The organism is Pseudomonas sp. SDO5215_S409 (assembly GCF_054071325.1).
In genome coordinates, this window is sequence record NZ_JBSVWN010000055.1 from 1 (window position 1) to 17,012 (window position 17,012).

The 17,012-nt window shown below is 62.8% G+C and carries 16 protein-coding genes and 1 tRNA gene; 11 read left to right on the forward strand and 6 right to left on the reverse strand.

Annotated features, from left to right (window positions below):
• Positions 1–187: 187 nt before the first annotated feature.
• The 9 genes from ACW9H9_RS23105 (at position 188) to ACW9H9_RS23145 (ending at position 8,499) form a co-directional block, all read left to right on the forward strand.
• The gene (locus ACW9H9_RS23105) at positions 188–313 is read left to right on the forward strand and encodes a hypothetical protein (RefSeq protein WP_457345968.1); all 126 of its coding nucleotides are present in this window, start codon (positions 188–190) and stop codon (positions 311–313) included.
• Positions 314–2,872, forward strand: coding sequence for an autotransporter domain-containing protein (locus ACW9H9_RS23110; RefSeq protein ID WP_457345967.1), 2,559 nt, complete (start codon positions 314–316; stop codon positions 2,870–2,872). It begins immediately after the preceding gene.
• Between the two features lie 424 nt (positions 2,873–3,296).
• Entirely contained in the window at positions 3,297–3,977 is a 681-nt protein-coding gene (locus tag ACW9H9_RS23115) for a CsgG/HfaB family protein (RefSeq protein WP_457345966.1), read from the forward strand.
• 29 nt (positions 3,978–4,006) lie between these two features.
• Positions 4,007–4,366 carry a DUF4810 domain-containing protein gene (locus ACW9H9_RS23120; protein WP_457345964.1) on the forward strand — a complete coding sequence of 120 codons (360 nt, stop codon included), beginning with the start codon at positions 4,007–4,009 and terminating at the stop codon, positions 4,364–4,366.
• Positions 4,363–5,013, forward strand: a complete 651-nt coding sequence (locus tag ACW9H9_RS23125) for a DUF799 domain-containing protein (RefSeq protein WP_457345962.1) — start codon at positions 4,363–4,365, stop codon at positions 5,011–5,013. The genes ACW9H9_RS23120 and ACW9H9_RS23125 overlap by 4 nt, the downstream gene beginning before the upstream one ends.
• A 119-nt stretch (positions 5,014–5,132) precedes the next feature.
• Positions 5,133–6,761, forward strand: coding sequence for a vWA domain-containing protein (locus ACW9H9_RS23130; protein ID WP_457345961.1), 1,629 nt, complete (start codon positions 5,133–5,135; stop codon positions 6,759–6,761).
• 25 nt (positions 6,762–6,786) lie between these two features.
• Positions 6,787–7,347 (forward strand): RNA polymerase sigma factor, encoded by a 561-nt coding sequence (locus tag ACW9H9_RS23135; RefSeq protein WP_457345960.1) that lies wholly within the window; start codon positions 6,787–6,789, stop codon positions 7,345–7,347.
• Entirely contained in the window at positions 7,344–7,892 is a 549-nt protein-coding gene (locus ACW9H9_RS23140) for a hypothetical protein (protein ID WP_457345959.1), read from the forward strand. The genes ACW9H9_RS23135 and ACW9H9_RS23140 overlap by 4 nt, the downstream gene beginning before the upstream one ends.
• 190 nt (positions 7,893–8,082) lie before the next feature.
• Entirely contained in the window at positions 8,083–8,499 is a 417-nt protein-coding gene (locus ACW9H9_RS23145) for an NUDIX hydrolase (protein ID WP_457345969.1), read from the forward strand.
• Positions 8,500–8,595: 96 nt separating this feature from the next.
• On the opposite strand, the gene ACW9H9_RS23150 is transcribed toward ACW9H9_RS23145, so the two are convergent.
• Both ACW9H9_RS23150 and ACW9H9_RS23155 read right to left on the reverse strand, forming a co-directional pair.
• Complete coding sequence (locus ACW9H9_RS23150; protein WP_457345957.1) at positions 8,596–8,877, reverse strand: hypothetical protein; 282 nt, start codon at positions 8,875–8,877, stop codon at positions 8,596–8,598.
• Positions 8,878–9,055: 178 nt separating this feature from the next.
• Positions 9,056–9,132 (reverse strand) — tRNA-Arg (locus tag ACW9H9_RS23155).
• Positions 9,133–9,499: 367 nt separating this feature from the next.
• Here ACW9H9_RS23155 and gabD point away from each other — a divergent pair.
• The gene (gabD, locus tag ACW9H9_RS23160) at positions 9,500–10,942 is read left to right on the forward strand and encodes an NADP-dependent succinate-semialdehyde dehydrogenase (RefSeq protein ID WP_457345955.1); all 1,443 of its coding nucleotides are present in this window, start codon (positions 9,500–9,502) and stop codon (positions 10,940–10,942) included.
• A gap of 182 nt (positions 10,943–11,124) precedes the next feature.
• On the forward strand, positions 11,125–12,402 hold the full coding sequence (gabT, locus tag ACW9H9_RS23165; protein WP_457345954.1) for a 4-aminobutyrate--2-oxoglutarate transaminase: 1,278 nt from the start codon (positions 11,125–11,127) through the stop codon (positions 12,400–12,402).
• A 40-nt stretch (positions 12,403–12,442) separates the two neighbouring features.
• Here the strand turns inward: gabT and ACW9H9_RS23170 are convergent, their stop codons facing one another.
• From ACW9H9_RS23170 to ACW9H9_RS23185, 4 genes are read right to left on the reverse strand one after another with little or no spacing between them, the layout of a single operon-like run.
• Complete coding sequence (locus tag ACW9H9_RS23170; RefSeq protein WP_457345953.1) at positions 12,443–13,477, reverse strand: PLP-dependent cysteine synthase family protein; 1,035 nt, start codon at positions 13,475–13,477, stop codon at positions 12,443–12,445.
• Positions 13,478–13,503: 26 nt separating this feature from the next.
• The gene (gene hisC / locus ACW9H9_RS23175; RefSeq protein ID WP_457345952.1) at positions 13,504–14,613 is read right to left on the reverse strand and encodes a histidinol-phosphate transaminase; all 1,110 of its coding nucleotides are present in this window, start codon (positions 14,611–14,613) and stop codon (positions 13,504–13,506) included.
• A gap of 16 nt (positions 14,614–14,629) precedes the next feature.
• Positions 14,630–16,003, reverse strand: coding sequence for an MATE family efflux transporter (locus tag ACW9H9_RS23180; RefSeq protein WP_457345951.1), 1,374 nt, complete (start codon positions 16,001–16,003; stop codon positions 14,630–14,632).
• Positions 15,997–16,995: a hypothetical protein gene (locus ACW9H9_RS23185; RefSeq protein WP_457345950.1), complete on the reverse strand. Its 999-nt coding sequence runs from the start codon at positions 16,993–16,995 to the stop codon at positions 15,997–15,999. Before ACW9H9_RS23185 ends, ACW9H9_RS23180 begins: the two co-directional genes overlap by 7 nt.
• Positions 16,996–17,012: the final 17 nt, after the last annotated feature.

Here is a 17,012-nt window from a genome sequence, read left to right on the forward strand (position 1 = left end):
GCGAGGCACTTGAAGCCGTAGTCAATAAGTAAATTATTTCGAAAACAGTACACTAACAACATAGCTGATAAGCCCAGTCGCCTTTAGCTTCAGGAAAGCGCCGAACAAACCTTCACATATGCCGAAAACACCGCCTCGATCAACCATGCCCTCATCGCGCCAGTGAGCAGCACACACCGGGTCAAAGATGAAACATGTCAAAGAGCCATCATTTAGCCCTAAAGTCGGCAAACACCTTGCCGATGGCCTGTTTCTCGAAACACCCACCACCGCCGGGGCCATGGCGGTGAACCTGGCGTTCATGGAGCGTTAAATGAAGTGCAATGGAATACAGAAAACCGTATTGGCCTTGATGGTCGGTGCGGTGGCGACGCAAGCGAACGCAGCAGACTCGGACGTGACAAGCGGGCAACACACCTGGACAAGTGAAAACATTGGGCAATCCTTGACGCTGGTCGGCAGCCGCACGGTGACGGCTGCGCCGCGTCTCTCGTATGGTGTCAACTTCGTCAATACCAACATTCAAGGCACGTTGCTCAACCGTGCCGATATCACCATGACGGGGACGTCGTTCACCGGGGTGGGTGGGTTGGCACTGGACGGTACGTTCAGCGCGGGGGGTATACCGGCGGGCGGCACCGTTACGGGCGATGTGGTCCAGGCGGGTACGATCACGCTGAACGGGATGTCCAACACGGAAGGGTTTGAAGTCGGCGCTACCCACATCGGTGGCAGCCTCATCAACTCGGGCAAGATCATCATCAATGGCAACGCGGACGGCTCCGGCGAGGGGCTGTACCTCAATGGCTCCAGCGTGGCGGGTGATGTGTCAAACACCGGCCTTATTGATATCACCGGCCCTGAAGGCAGCGGGGTGGTGCTGGACCAGCATTTCAACCTGTCTGTGCAGATCGGCGGCAAACTGCTGAACTCCGGCACCATTCGGGTCACGGGTGACGAAGCGGTGGGCATCGACATCGAGACGCCGACCAGCAACCTGAGGATCGAAAACAGCGGGCTGATTTCCGTCAATGGCAACCAGGCCATCGGGGTGCAGGTGTATGAGGGCACGATTGATTACTTGCTCAATACCAACACCCTTGAAGCCAAGGGCACCGACGCGGTCGCCATCAACCTGCGTGGCGCGACGTTTAACCCCGCCTTGCCTTCGGGCACGGGCGGCATTATCAACCGCGGCGTGATCAGTGCCGACGGTACGGCCATTCTGGTGACGCGCCCCGACCAGGTGTCGGCGTTTGAAATCAATCAGCAGGCCGGTGAAATCCGCAGTCAATCCGGCGTTGCCATCGAGGGTGGCGGCCTGGGGAGCCTGAACTGGACCGGCGGCAAAATCACCGGCGACGTGCTGGGCACCACGGCGGTGAACATCGCGGGCCAAGCCGATTTTGTCGGCAGCCGCCTGGCGGGCCCGGTGTCGATCAACGCCGGTTCCTTGAACCTGTCTGCACCCGGCGCCTCGGTGGTCGGCAACCTCAACGTCGCGCAGGGCGCAGGCATTGATGTGCGCCTGACCAACGCCTACGTGCCCACCACGCCTTACTTGACGGTCACCGGCACTGCGAACTTCGCCTTGGGTTCGGCGCTGACCGTGAACGCCACGCCGGGTGATTTCAACGCCACGGCCAGCGGCACCGAGTACACCCTGCTGCGTGCTGGCAGCCTGCAAAATAATGGCCTGACGGTGACCAGTAACTCCGGGTTGCTGAACGTATTGAGCTATTCCGCCGATGGCCAAACGGTCAAGGCGGTGGTGGCGGCCAAGAATGATCAGCAGGTGCAGGACGAACTGAGCCGCGCAGGGGCCAGCCGCTCGGGCATCCAGGCGATCAACGCGCTCAAGGGCCAGGTACTGGCGCAACTGGGCCAGGATGACCCGGTGTTCAAGGCTGCGCTCAACGGCACCCCGCAACAATTGGCGCAACTGGGCGAACAGCTCGCGCCCGACGTCAACCGGGGCGCGCTGGACATGGCGTTGTCCGGCCAGACGTTGGTGAACAACGCGCTGTTTGATCGCCTGGCCAGCCAGCGTGATCACCGCGAAGCGGCGGGTGTGTGGTTGCAAGGTTTGAGCGGCGACATGGACCAGGATGGCCGTGGCGGTAACAACGGTTATTCGGCCAACAGCAGTGGCCTGGCCGTCGGAGCGGACGGGCAGTTGAACGACAATCTGTTGCTGGGCGTGGCCTACAGCTACCTCAACGGCAATGTTCATTCCGACCGTGGCAACAAGACGCAAGTGCAGGGCAATGCACTGTCGCTGTACGGCAACTGGACGCTGCAAAACTGGTTCGCCGACGCCAGCCTGGGTTATGGGCATAACGACAATGACAGCCGACGCTCCGTGGCCGGGACCACGGCCAAGGGCAGCTATGACAGTGACGTGTGGTCGGCCAGCGCGTTGGGCGGCTACCGCTTTGCCGTGTCTGACGCCGTATCGCTGGAGCCGCGTGTAGCGGCCCGTTACGCCAGCGTGCGCATGGACGGCTTCAGCGAAAAAGGCTCCTCGGCGGCGCTGCGCATTGGCTCCCAGCGTTACGAAGTGGGCGAGTTGGGCGCTGGCGTCCGTTTGGCCGGCCACCTGCCGTTGTCCGCCGGGGCCCTGCAACCTGAGGCCACGCTGATGGCCTATCACGACTTGATCGGCGACCGCGTGGCGCAGACCTCAAGCTTCGTGCTGGGCGGCTCGACCTTTACCAGCACCGGCGCGTCAGTGGCGCGTGACAGCGTCGAAGCCAGCCTGGGGCTCAATTATCAGGTGTCGGCTTTGACCGTGGGTGCCAGCTACACCCGCCAGGCCCGCAGTGGGTTTGACGCCGATGGCGTGACGCTCAAGGCGCGCTATGCGTTTTAACCGCTGAACCGGACAGGGCCTCTGTTGAGGCCCTGTTTTGGGGGAAGCGCCACCGAGGGCATGGAGACTCCCGTTCTAGAGCGGCTGCTTGCAAAATGATCTCATATTGCTATCAATTTCACTTGAGAACGCCCCACAACCTCGTAAAATGCCGCGGCAGTTTGGCTGTACCACTTTTCAGGGACGAATGTGTCGATGCACCTACTTGCCTCGTTGCCGGTATTCACGGTTTTCGCCGGTCGCGCTGCGCGTGTTGACGCCTGCCATTCTCCCGCCCCGATTCGTTTCCTTAAACGCCTGACCTGCCTGATGCCTCCAGCATTTGCGCACGGCCCGGTGCTGCGCTGCGCGCAAGAAACACACCTTCATCCCCTGCGTCTTCCGACACCCAGCGCGGTTTCATGACCGCCACTAGGAGCACTTTGTGAACACTCTGTCGAAAATCTTGCTGTCAGGCTTCACCGCCGCAGCACTGCTGAGCTTGGCCGGTTGCGCCACCGAAAGCTCCCGGGCCCTGCCGATCGAAAAAGTCGCCAGCGCCAACGTCGCCTACTCCGGCGTGCGCGTACCGATCGCGGTTGGCAAGTTCGATAACCGCTCCAGCTACATGCGCGGGATCTTTTCCGACGGCGTAGACCGCCTCGGCGGTCAGGCCAAGACCATTTTGATCACGCACCTTCAGCAGACCAACCGCTTCAACGTGCTGGACCGCGACAACATGGGTGAAATTTCCCAGGAAGCCGCGATCAAAGGCACCGTGCAAAAGCTCAAGGGCGCGGACTACGTGGTAACCGGCGATGTGACCGAATTCGGCCGCAAGGAAACCGGCGACCACCAACTGTTCGGCATCCTCGGCCGTGCCAAGACCCAAGTGGCGTACGCCAAGGTCAACCTGAACATCGTCAACATCAGCACCTCCGAAGTGGTGTATTCCACCCAGGGCGCGGGTGAATACGCCCTGTCCAACCGTGAAATCGTCGGCTTTGGCGGCACCGCCAGCTACGACTCCACCCTTAACGGCAAGGTGCTGGACCTGGCCATGCGTGAAGCGATCAATCGCCTGGTCGACGGCATCAACGCCGGCGCCTGGAACCCACGTAACTGATCTGCGACATCACCAGGAGCTGCACACGGATGAACAACGTCATGAAGTCGGCGCTGATGCTGACGGCGATCGCCACCCTTGCAGGGTGCCAGTCGGCGCCCAAACCGCTGTACCAGTGGGAAAGCTACCAACCCCAGGTGTACCAGTATTTCAAGGGTGAGCCCAAGGAAGCCCAGGTAGAAGCGCTGGAGCGGGACCTGCAAAAGATCAACGCCACCGGCAACAAAGTGCCGCCGGGCTACCACGCCCAACTGGGCATGCTGTACCTGAGCATGGGCAAGGATGACCAGATGGTGCAGGAGTTCCGCACCGAGAAAGTACTGTTCCCGGAGTCGGCCCAGTACATGGACTTTTTGCTCAAGAACGCCAAGACCGGGGACGTTAAATGAACCTGCTAAAACTGTGCACCGGCCTGTTGGCGCTGGCGCTGCTCGGCGGCTGCGCGGCCCCGAAAACCGTGGACTACACCGCCTACAAACAAGCGCGACCCAAATCGATCCTGGTGATGCCGCCGATCAATCAGTCGCCGGAAGTGCAGGCGTCCTACAGCCTGGTGTCGCAAGTGACCTTGCCGTTGGCCGAAGCAGGCTACTACGTGATGCCGATTGCGCTGGTGGACGAAACCTTCCGCCAGAACGGCCTGACCACGCCGACCGACATCCAGGCCGTGCCGACGGCCAAGCTGCATGACATCTTCGGCGCCGACGCGGGCCTGTACATCACCGTCACCGAGTACGGCACCCAGTACAAGTTGATCGCCAGCGACACGGCCGTGACGGCCACGGCCAAACTGGTCGACCTGCGCACCGGCACCACCCTGTGGACCGGCGCTGCACGGGCGTCCAGCGAAGAAGGCCGCAGCAACAGCGGTGGCCTGATCGGCGCGCTGATCACCGCGGCCGTGAAGCAGATCATCAATAGCTCCACCGATGCGGCGTACCCGATCGCCGGTATCACCAGTTCGCGGCTGTTGTCGGCAGGCCAGAAAACCGGGCTGCTGTACGGCCCGCGCTCGCCCAAATACGGCACCGACTGATCCCCCTGCAATAACCCCGGCCGCCTGCGCGGTGGCCGGGATTCGCGGCGCTTAACCCGAACCGCGAATGGCTTGCGTCTGACCTTGTGAACGGATCATTCATTCACGAGGTTCAGACCATGTCCCGTCCCTATCCCTTCTTGCGTCCTGCCGCCCAAGGCATGGCTGTTACCGTGCTGGTGACGCTGGTCGGATGTGGCTTGCCTTCGTCCCGCGAGGCGGCCAAGCCTGCCAAGCCTGTAAGCGTGATCAGGCCCGCGGCGCTGCCAGCTGCCCCGGCGCCCATGATGGCGCGGATGGCCGTGCGTGAATCACCCGCCCTGCCATACCAAAGCGAACCCCGCGAGCAGTACCAGAACCTGCCGGACAACCCCGTGTACAGCGTGGCCCAAACCCCGGTGTCGACCTTCAGCGCCGATGTCGACACGGGTAGCTATGCCAACGTAAGACGTTGGCTCAACGAAGGTCGTCTGCCGCCCGAGGGCGCGGTGCGACTCGAGGAAATGGTCAATTACTTCCCCTACCATTACGCGCTGCCCACCGACGGTTCGCCCTTTGGCGTGACCACCGAAGTGGCGCCGACGCCCTGGAACCCCCACACCCGGCTGATGCGCATCGGCATCAAGGCCTCGGACCGTGCGGTGGCCGACCTTGCGCCCGCCAACCTGGTGTTTCTGGTGGACGTGTCCGGCTCCATGAACCGCCGCGAAGGCCTGCCGCTGGTCAAGAGCACGCTCAAATTGCTGGTGGATCAACTGCGCGAGCAGGACCGGGTGTCGCTGGTGGTGTATGCCGGTGAATCGCGGGTGGTGCTCAAGCCGACCTCGGGCCGGGACAAGGTGGCGATCCGCAACGCCATCGACCAGTTGACCGCAGGCGGCGCCACCGCCGGAGCCTCGGGCATCGAGCTGGCTTACCAGATGGCCCGCGAAGGGTTTATCCACAACGGCATCAACCGCATCCTGCTGGCCACCGACGGCGACTTCAACGTGGGCGTCCGTGACTTCGACAGCCTCAAGCACATGGCCGCCACCCAGCGTAGAAGCGGCGTGTCGCTGACCACCCTGGGGTTTGGCGTGGACAACTACAACGAGCACCTGATGGAACAACTGGCGGATGCGGGCGATGGCAACTATGCCTATATCGACACACTGCGCGAGGCGCGCAAGGTGTTGGTGGAGCAGCTCAGTTCCACCCTGGCGGTGGTGGCGCGGGACGTGAAATTGCAGGTGGAATTCAACCCCGCTCAGGTCAGTGAATATCGCCTGCTGGGCTATGAAAACCGCGCCCTGAAACGTGAGGATTTCAGCAACGACAAGGTCGATGCCGGTGAGATTGGCGCAGGGCATACGCTGACGGCGCTGTACGAAATTGTTCCAAAAGGCGAAAAAGGTCTGCTGGAGCCGCTGCGTTATGCAACGGCGGCGCCGATTGAGGGTCAATCTGCGGAGCTTGCACTGTTGCGCGTGCGCTATCAGCCTGCCGCTGGCGGCAACAGCCGGTTGATCGAACACCCGATCGAGGCAGCAAAAGGTGCCAAGGCCAGCGAGGACTTGCGTTTCGCGGCCGCCGTCGCCGCCTTCGCCCAGCAGCTCAAGGGCGAAGGGCGCTACACGGGCAACATGAGTTTGCAAGACACCGCCGCACTGGCCCGTTCCGCCCGGGGAGACGACCCCTTCGGCCTGCGGGGCGAGTTTGTGCAACTGGTCGAGTTGGCGCAGAGCCTCAAGGCGCCCGCCACTCAATGACGATCTGACAGGAGTTCGCCCGTTAATGGATGCACCCAGCGACGAATCACTGCTGGCCCGCTATCGCGACGGCGACGGGGCTTCGTTCGAAGCCCTGTACGCACGCCATCGCCAGGGGCTTTACCGCTTTCTCGTGTCCTTGAGCAACAAGGCGGAACTGGCCGAAGAAGTGTTTCAGGACACCTGGCTCAGCCTGATCCGAAGTACCAGCCAGCCACAGGGCCGGGCGAGTTTTCGTACCTGGTTGTTCCAGATTGCCCGCAACCGACTGATCGATCACTGGCGCAAGCACGGGGTGCACAACCCGCTGCACGACAGCTACGATGAACAGCTGCACGGCCAACCCGACGACGGCGCCGGCCCCGAACAACTGCTGAGCTTGAGCCGCGACCAGGCGCGCCTCGACGCCGCGCTGCAAGCGCTGCCCGAAGACCAGCGCGAAGTGTTCCTGCTGCGCCTGCACGGCGACCTCGAAGTGCCCCAAATCGCCGCCCTCACCGGCGCCCCACTGGAAACAGTAAAAAGCCGCTTGCGTTACGCCCAGCAAAAACTGCGTCGACTGCTGGCCGAGGAGGTATCCGCATGACTGACTCACCGCACGCCCAACGCCCGAACGACGACGGGCTGATCCACCACTTTCGCGAACACACCCACACCGAGCCCCCGGCCTCGCTGGACGCCTTCATCCTGGCCACCGCCCACCGCGAAGCCCCCGTGCGCACACCGAGCCTGTGGCAACGCTGGCGACAGGCCTGCCTGCAACCACGCTGGCAAATGGCATTCGCCACCGTGGCCGGCGTGGCGCTGCTGATCGGCGTGGTCATGCGCGCCCCGGTGCCGCAGGCCGAACTGGCCACCGCCACCTTCTCCGCCAGCGCCCCGCCTGCCGCCCCCGCGCCCATGGCCCGCATGGCCATGGCCCCACAGGCACCCCAGGCAGAGCCCGCGCTGGGGGCGGCCATGAGCAAACGTGCACTTGCCGTGCAACCTTCGCTGGAACAAGGGTTACAGGAAATCCTGGACCTGCGCCGGACCGGGGAGCGTAAAGCGGCGGATGAAAAACTGCTGGCGTTGGCCAAACGCTTTCCACAGGAAGACCTGGCGGGGCGGTTGGAGGGGATGCAGCCGTGAATGCGCGGCGCTCGTGAGTGGTTCGTTACGTTGCCCAAGCCCGCCGTTTTTACGGGGAGCGTCATCGCTCTGGGTAAACGTCGGATTACTCCGCCCGCTGGCGATTCATGGATAATCGCCAGCACGACGTATAACGGACTAAACCCAAGGGAGTTTCACTCATGTTAGCCCCGCGCATTGCCCGCTCGCGCTGTGTATCTTTCATCACCAAGGAAAAATACTGGTCAACCCATTCACTGATGCGGTTGGCGGGCAGACCCTTTTCCGGCCTATTGGCGGCGGTATCGAGTTTGGCGAAAGAAGCATGGATGCCATCGTCCGCGAAGTGCAGGAGGAACTGGGCCTTTCGATCAATAACGTTCGACTGATTGGCACGCTGGAGAGTCTTTTCACCTACGCGGGCAAGCCTGGGCACGAGATCGTTCAGGTCTACGATGCAAGGTTTGACGACGAAACGGTCTATGAAAAACCTCTGTTAGAGGGCTATGAAAGTGACGGTGCATCGTTCAACGCCATTTGGCATGACAGCGCCAGTTTCACGGCGACCTCCCCATTGGTGCCTGAAGGGCTATTGGATTTGCTCAAGAACGCTTCGTTGTTGGATTGAATGCTGGGCGGGTGCGGGCTTGTTAGTCGGTGGTGGTCAGGGTGTATAGAGCCCGGGCAAACGTACGCTTGACGATGATTGATGGCACAATGCCTCTTACTCGCAATCAATTGCACAAGGAGGTTCGGCAATGGGTTTTACCCTGGCTTTGGCTCTAAGTAATTGGGTGAATCTGTAAATCGCGAGATGTATGTCGTCTTGGGTATCTCCATCCCACTCCTCAACCGTTTCCAAGTCGGCTCGTAAGCTGGCAATACGCTGTTCGATCTCAGCAGCACCACATTGCTCAGCGATTGCCTGCCAAGCTTCATCAGAAATTTTTTCGTCGAGAGCCAAGCCGGAACGGGCATTTACGATTAGGTTCTGGAGGTTACTCATCTGGGGGCTCGGGTAGGCGGTGACAAAAGGCGCTGGGGGCCCTGAGGATAACTTGAGGACACGGATGGGAGTTACAGGGTTAGACCGGTACGGACATCCAAAAACAACAAAACCCGCACAAGGCGGGCTTTTCTTGAAGCGTTTCGTAGACTGTCCAAGACAGCCCAAAACTGCAATATGGTGCACCCGGCGGGATTCGAACCCACGACCCCTGCCTTCGGAGGGCAGTACTCTATCCAGCTGAGCTACGGATGCTTGTGCGGGCGACATCATACCCATGTCGACCTTGGGCGTCCATGCCGGTTTTTGGGGCGCGTGGCGCGGGAATTTGCCTACCCAATGCCCTGTCTCGGGCCATTTGCGCTACAGGCCTGCCATCGGCTACTTACACGCCGATCTGAAAAAACCTGCAAATGCGCCGTTTTCGTTCTTTTTTTCGAACATCCTATTGCCCTGCCCCCCCATTACTCCTAGGATTCGTTTGAGATTTCAAACGCCCTGTCTCCCGTGCGCTGTTTCTTCGCTCGCGCCCAGACTGATTTCCCTGACGGCAGCCCACAAGGCGCCTTTCTACAACTCTAATTCGCTCCGCGCGTGCGCGGTGCTGTTAAGGAAAGCCGACATGCAGCTTAAAGACACCCTGTTGTTCCGCCAGCAAGCCTTCATCGATGGCGCTTGGGTAGACGCGGACAACGGTCAGACGATCAAGGTCAACAACCCGGCCACGGGCGAGATCCTGGGGACTGTGCCAAAGATGGGCGCTGCCGAAACCCGTCGGGCCATTGAGGCCGCCGACAAGGCGCTGCCGGCCTGGCGTTCGCTCACTGCCAAGGAGCGCGCCACCAAGCTGCGCCGCTGGTTTGAGCTGTTGATCGAAAACCAGGACGACCTCGGTCGCCTGATGACCCTCGAGCAAGGCAAGCCGCTGGCCGAGGCCAAGGGCGAAATTGCCTACGCCGCGTCGTTTATCGAGTGGTTCGCCGAAGAGGCCAAGCGCATCTACGGTGATGTGATCCCCGGCCACCAGCCCGACAAGCGTCTGATTGTGATCAAGCAGCCGATTGGCGTGACCGCGGCCATTACCCCGTGGAACTTCCCCGCCGCGATGATCACCCGCAAGGCCGGCCCGGCCCTGGCCGCCGGTTGCACCATGGTCATCAAGCCAGCCTCGCAAACCCCGTTCTCGGCCCTGGCGCTGGTGGAGCTGGCGCACCGTGCCGGTATCCCCAAAGGCGTGTTGAGTGTGGTCACCGGCAGCGCGGGTGACATCGGCGGCGAGCTGACCAGCAACCCCATCGTGCGTAAATTGTCCTTCACCGGCTCGACCGAAATCGGTCGCCAGTTGATGGCCGAATGCGCCAAGGACATCAAGAAAGTCTCGCTGGAGCTGGGTGGCAACGCGCCGTTTATCGTGTTTGACGATGCCGACCTGGATAAGGCCGTTGAAGGCGCGATCATCTCCAAGTACCGCAACAACGGCCAGACCTGCGTGTGCGCCAACCGCCTGTACATCCAGGATTCGGTCTACGACGCGTTCGCCGAAAAACTCAAGGCGGCCGTGGCCAAGCTCAAGATCGGCAACGGTCTGGAAGACGGCACCACCACCGGCCCGCTGATCGACGAAAAAGCCGTGGCCAAGGTCCAGGAACACATCGCCGACGCGGTGAGCAAAGGCGCCAAGCTGCTCAGCGGCGGCAAACTCATCGAAGGCAACTTCTTTGAGCCGACCATCCTGGTGGACGTGCCCAAGGACGCCGCCGTGGCCAAAGAGGAAACCTTCGGCCCGCTGGCGCCGTTGTTCCGCTTCAAAGACGAAGCCGAAGTGATCGCGATGTCCAACGACACCGAGTTCGGCCTGGCGTCCTACTTCTATGCCCGCGACCTGGGCCGTGTGTTCCGTGTGGCCGAGGCCCTGGAGTACGGCATGGTGGGCGTCAACACCGGGTTGATCTCCAACGAAGTGGCGCCGTTCGGCGGCATCAAGGCCTCGGGCCTGGGCCGTGAAGGCTCCAAGTACGGGATCGAGGATTACCTGGAAATCAAATACCTGTGCCTGGGCATCTAAGGCCCGGCATGGCATCGCTGTAAACGCCAAGGGCACGAGAGCGCTGCCCTTGGCGTGTTTGAAGACGTTATTCGCAGTGGCCGGGAACGCTGTGGCAGTCGATCATCGCATGCTGCCGTAGTTGCCTCCCCGCCACCTATTCCTTGAGCCACGCCGCCCGATGAGCGGCGAATGAGGACTTTATGAGCAAGACCAACGCATCCCTGATGAAACGCCGCGAAGCCGCTGTACCCCGCGGTGTTGGCCAGATTCACCCGATCTTCGCCGAGAGCGCGAAGAACGCCACTGTGACCGACGTTGAAGGTCGTGAGTTCATCGACTTCGCCGGCGGCATCGCTGTGCTGAACACCGGCCACGTGCACCCTAAAATCATCGCGGCCGTGACCGAGCAGTTGAACAAGCTGACGCACACCTGCTTCCAGGTACTGGCCTACGAGCCGTACGTGGAGCTGTGCGAAAAAGTGAACGCCAAGGTGCCGGGCGATTTCGCCAAGAAAACCTTGCTGGTCACTACCGGTTCCGAAGCCGTTGAAAACGCCGTGAAAATCGCCCGCGCCGCCACGGGCCGTGCCGGTGTGATCGCCTTCACCGGCGCTTACCACGGCCGCACCATGATGACCCTGGGCCTCACCGGCAAAGTGGTGCCGTACTCGGCCGGCATGGGCCTGATGCCCGGCGGCGTATTCCGCGCGCTGTACCCTAACGAACTGCACGGTGTGAGCGACGACGACGCCATCGCCAGCATCGAACGCATCTTCAAAAACGATGCCGAGCCGCGTGACATCGCCGCCATCATCATCGAGCCGGTGCAGGGCGAGGGTGGTTTCTACGTGGCGCCAAAAACCTTCATGAAGCGCCTGCGTGAACTGTGCGACAAGCACGGCATCCTGCTGATCGCCGACGAAGTGCAAACCGGCGCTGGCCGTACCGGCACCTTCTTTGCGATGGAACAGATGGGCGTCGCCGCCGACCTGACCACCTTCGCCAAATCCATCGCAGGCGGCTTCCCGCTGGCCGGTGTGTGCGGCAAGGCCGACTACATGGACGCCATCGCGCCAGGCGGCCTGGGCGGCACCTACGCCGGTAGCCCGATCGCGTGCGCCGCGGCCCTGGCGGTGATGGACGTGTTTGAAGAAGAGCACCTGCTGGACCGCTGCAAGGCGGTGGGCGAGCGCCTGGTGACCGGCCTCAAGGCGATCCAGGCCAAGTACCCGGTGATCGGCGAAGTGCGTGCCCTGGGCGCGATGATCGCGGTCGAGCTGTTCGACGACGGCGACACCCACAAGCCAAACGCTGCGGCGGTTGCCTCCGTGGTCGCCAAGGCGCGTGAGAAGGGTCTGATCCTGCTGTCGTGCGGCACCTACGGCAACGTATTGCGCGTACTGGTCCCGTTGACCTCGCCCGACGAGCAACTGGACAAGGGCCTGGCGATCATCGAAGAGTGCTTCGCCGAGCTGTGAGTGCCCGGGCCGTCAGGCTCGCTTGAACCAGCCGCTGATGCTAACGCTCAGCGGCTTTTTCATTTCGGGCCACCGCCCGTGTCACCGGCACGGGCGCCAGCCACTGAGCCAGTTCGCGCTGCACCTCGGGGGCCAGCAGTTGATGGGCTGCCATCCACTCGTCGTTGAATACCGTGTCCAGGTATTTCTCGCCCCCGTCACACACCAGCGCCACGATGACACTGTGGGCCGGCGCCGTTTGCGCCTGGCTCAGCGCCTGGTAGATCACACCCCCTGCCGAGCCGCCCACCAACAGGCCCCGGCGCCGGGCCAGGTAGCGCGCGGTTTCAAACGCGCGGGAATCGCTGACGGTCAGGCCCTGATCGATCAGGTCGTAGTCGATGAGGTCACCGATCTCGGCGCCCGCCGGTGTTCCGGTCCCGGACTGGTGATACGGTGCGCCGGGGCCACCGAAGATCACCGAACCGACCGGCTCCACGCCAATCACTTGCAGCGCACCGGAGCGCCGTTTCAGGGCGCGCGCGGTGCCGCACAACGAGCCGCCGGTGCCGACGGCGCCTACCAGGTAATGAATCTCGTTGCCCAGTTCGGCGCGCAGTTCTTCGGCCAAGGCGTGGTAGCCGTTGGCGTTGGCGGGGTTGTGATGTTGGCGCGTCCAGTAGGCGTCTTGCTCGCGGGCGATGCGCTGGGCGGTGGCGTCCCGGTCGGCGGTGGCCAGGCCGGTGTCGGGCGCCCCCACGCGGACCAATTGCGCGCCGTAGGCCTGCATGCCACGCAGTTTGTCGGCGCTGGCGTGGTGGTCGACCACGGCGGTGAAACGATAGCCGCGCTCAGCGGCAATCAGGGCCAGGCCCAGGCCGGTGTTGCCGGATGTCGACTCGACGATCCACCCCCCGGGCTTGAGCTGCCCCGAAGCCTCGGCCTCGTCCACCATTTGCCGGGCCATGCGTATCTTCGCGGTGCCGGTGGGGTTGAACTGTTCCAGCTTGAGCAGCACGCAAGTGCCATTGGCGGTGACGCACAATTGCAGCAGGGGCGAGCCGCCGATCAGTTCTGAGATGTGGGTCTTGATCATGACAACCTCGGGGCAGGTTAAAAAAATCAGCGGGCCAGCAGTGCGACGGCCTTTTGCAGGCTGGCGAAGAACTGGTCGTTTTGGGCTTGGGTGCCCAGGGACACGCGAATAAACGTGGCGCACGCCGGGTCGTCCCAGGCTTTGACAATCACCCCGTCTGCGAGCAGTGCGTTGACGATTGCCAGGCCGTTGCACCCGGTGTCTACAAACAGGAAGTTGGCCTGGGACGGCACCACGCCAAATCCTGCGCCTTGCAGGGCGGTGCTCAGGCGTTGGCGCTCGCTGCCCACGAACGCCTGGCTGCGGGCCAGGTGTTCGTGGTCGTGCCAGGCCGCAATCGCCGCGTCCTGGGCCAGTTGGTTGACGTTGTAGGGCGTGCGCACGCGGTGCAGCGCGTCGATCAGGTCCGGGTGGGAGGCGATGCCGTAGCCCACCCGCAACCCTGCCAGGCCATAGGCCTTGGAAAAGGTGCGCAGCACGATCCAGGGCCGTGCCTGGGCACTCAGGATCGCCAGGGCATCGGCCGGGTTGTTGGCGAATTCGTAGTAGGCCTCGTCGATCACCAGCAGCGTGTCAGGCCGGGCGAAGGTCACCAGCGCCTCCAGCGCCTGAGTCGACAGGGCATTGCCCACCGGGTTGGAGGGCGTGCTCACCATCAGCAGCTTGGCCGGTGACGCCAGGGCGGCTTTCCAGGCGTGGGGGTTGAAGCTGAAGTCTGCGTGGGCAGGCACCTTGTCTACCCGGGCGCCCATCATGCGCGGGAAAATATCGTGCAGGCCAAAACAGGGCTGCTGTGTGACGACCCGGTCGCCCGGGTCGAGAAAGGCCAGGCACAGCAACTCCAGGATGTTTTCCGAGCCGTTGCCCAGGATGATCCGCGCCGGGTCCACGTCCAGGCGTTCGGCCACCACCCTGCGCAAGGCTTTGCCGCTGGGGTCGGGGTAACGTTGCAGACCGTCGCCCGTGCTGGCAGCAATCACCTGCGCGGCGGCCGGCGAAACGCCCAGCGGGTTTTCGCAGTTCGACAGCTTGGCGATCGTGGGCGCGGTGAGGCTGTGGGGATCGGCGCCCGGATCGTATAGCGGCAGGTCGCGAACGCAGGGGCGGATAAGCGCCTGAAGGGCCTTGTCGTGCATGACGGCGTGCTCCTGTTCAAACCGCCTGGGCGGCGGGTTCGTGGGGGATGAGGGCCTTGAGCTGTTTTTCAAACGACCACACCAGCAACAGCGCAGTGGCGGCCAGGCCAATCGCCAGCCCGCTCCACACCCCGAAAATCCCGTAGGTGCCAACGATGCCCAACAGATACGCCGCTGGCAGGCCCACCAGCCAGTAGCCGAGCAACGAAATACGGAACGGCCCGGCGGTGTCACCGATGCCGCGCAAGATGCCGTTGCCGATGTTCTGGCTGGCGTCGAACACCTGCAGCACGATGGCGATCAACAGGCCGGTGGCGGCGAGGTTCACGGCGTCGAGGTTGTTGGCGTGATCGGCGCTGATAAACAGCGCGATCACCTGTTCGGGGATCAGCGCGTAGGGCGCGGCGAACATCAGCATGGTCACCACGCCCATTCCCAGCGCCAAGTACCCCAGGTGCCGTGCGCGGCGGTATTGGCCAATGCCGCATGCCTCGCTGATGTGGATAGAGGCGGCATGGGAGATCCCGGCGGAAAACATGAACACGATGTAGATGATTTGATTGAGCACCGTCTGGGCTGCCAGGGCTTCCATGCCCAGGGTGCCGATCAGCAACGTCAATACACTGAAAAATCCGGCTTCGCTGGCGTAGGTGCCCGCAATCGGAAGGCCCAGCGTCCATACGGCCTTGACCTGCGTCCAGGAGAACGTCAGCTGCGACAGCACGAAGTATTTCGACAAATGCCGGTTGCTCAGCACCACCGCCAGAAACATCAGGCACGACAACGCAAACACCAGCAGACTGGTGAGCGCCACGCCTTGCAAGCCAAGGGCCGCAAAACCGAATTTGCCGAACACCAGCACGTAGTTCAGGCCCGCGGTAAGGGCGATGGAGATCAGGGTGATCGCCAACAGCGGGCCCGGGTGTTTCAGGCCGACGGTGAAGTGGCGCAGGGTCTGGAACCACAGGCAAGGCAGCAGGCCCGGGGCCAGGATCAGCAAGAAGTCTGCGGCGTCGGCAACCACGCCAGCGTCCTGGCCCAGCCACGCCAGCGGTGTTTTGAGCAACCACAGCACGCCCATGAACACCAGCCCGCTGACGGTCGCCCAGAACATCCCCGCCACCAGCAACGCGCGCACCTGGGCGTCGTCACCCCGCGCATTGGCCTGGGCCACCAAGTTGCTGACGCCCGTGACCAGGCCGGTGCCAGTGGTACGCAGTTGGTTGAACAGCGCCAGGGCCAGGCCACCGGCTGCCAGCTCCTTGGCGCCCAACGTGCCGAGCACCAGCACATCGATGGTGGTGAGGGCCACGTAAGCCAGGTTGGTGAGGATCAGCGGCAGGGCCAGATAAAGCAGCGCAGCGCTGTCTTTTTTCCACAGGCTCACCATAACGAGACCCTCTGGCCACGTTGCCGGGCGATGGCGTGTTCGGCCATCAGACGGCCCAGGGCGACGTCGGTGACGACCATGCCGCTGTTGTAGGCGAACACAATGTCATCGGGGTGGCGGCGTGCCGGAACGGTGCCCAGCAGGATGTCGGGCAATTGGGCCTCAACGCGCGGCAGGCTGCCGTCGGGTTTGGCCAGGTCGGCGCATGTCACTTGCATTTGCGCGATGTCGGTGGCGATACGGTAGTCGGCGTTGTGCAGCACGTCGGCGTCCACGCCATACCCCACCAGCACCGCGACGGCGCCGGGCTTGAGCCAGGCATGGCGCACTTGCTCGCGCACCGAAAGCCCGGAAACACCCAGGATGATGTCAGCGTCCGCGGCCGCCGTGGCCAGGTCCTGCGCGATGTGCACCTCACGCCCGGGGCAGTGGCGCTGCAGGGTTTCGCGCACGGCTTTGAGCCCGTCGGCGTAGTGCCCGTAGACACAGAGCCGTTCCAGCCCCGGTAAGGCGGCTAGCAGCATGGGCAAGGCGATCTGGCCCTGTACGCCAGTCCCTACCACCAGGGCGCTGCGCGCATCAGGGCAGGCGGCACGGGCGAACAGCGCCGAAGTGGCCGAGGTGCGCAGCGGGCCCAGCTTGGCCACGTCCATCAAAGCGATCGGCTGGCCGGTCAGGTCATCGCACAGAAAAATGAACGAGTGAAAACGATAGGCATCGCGCCGCCGCTCTGGATCATGCTCGTACACCACCTTGAAACCCACGGTGTTGCTGGCGCCGTCACGCCCGACCATGGAGTAGCTGATGGAGCGCTTGTCCAGAGGCTCCACGATGGTCTTGAGCGGGTTTTGTGAATCGCCGTTGCGCAGCGCCTTGTAGGCCTGTTCGACCACTTCGAGTACCTGGGTGTAACTGACGGGCAAGTCATCGAGCGCAGCCTGGGGCAGCACCCATAAGTCGCCCGGGGCAGGGTGTTGGGGGGACGTGTTCACTGCGTTCTCCTGTGAGT